We start from the raw sequence: 547 nt of genomic DNA on the forward strand, positions 1-547 counted from the left end.
CACCGACGAACAGGCGTTGGAGCTTGCCAACGGGGTGCGTTACGGCCTGGCCGCCTACCTGTGGACACGCGACCTGGCACGCGCGCACAGCTTCGCCCAGAACGTGGAGGCCGGGATGGTGTGGCTGAACTCGCACAACGTCCGCGACCTCCGCACCCCGTTCGGCGGGGTGAAGGCCTCCGGCCTCGGGCACGAGGGCGGCTACCGCTCCATCGACTTCTACACCGACCAGCAAGCCGTCCACATCACCCTCGGCCCCGTCCACACCGCCCGGTTCGGCGCCAACTGAGGACCGCGCGACCATTCAGACAGCACTCAACGCAGAGGAAGCACGCACCATGAGCATCACCCCTGATACCCCGGAGCCCGTGGTCGGCCTGACCGATCCCATCCCCGCGCCGACCGACCGCATCCGCACCCCGAAGGCCGCCCCGCCGGATGTGGTGCGCGCCGCCTACATGGAACTGGTGGTCACCGACCTCGCCGCCAGCCGCGAGTTCTACGTCGACGTGCTCGACCTCATCGTCACCGAGGAGGACGAGAACAC

General features: G+C 68.6%; 1 protein-coding gene and 1 pseudogene. Both read left to right on the forward strand.

The window, feature by feature from the left end:
• Positions 1-289 (forward strand): aldehyde dehydrogenase family protein (locus ACPYOG_RS19230; RefSeq protein WP_481295737.1); only part of this gene is annotated, 289 nt, incomplete at its 5' end.
• Between the two features lie 49 nt (positions 290-338).
• A pseudogene (locus ACPYOG_RS19235) lies at positions 339-547 on the forward strand (3,4-dihydroxyphenylacetate 2,3-dioxygenase); the annotation flags it as partial.

The organism is Leifsonia sp. HAY1-4F, assembly GCF_056755275.1.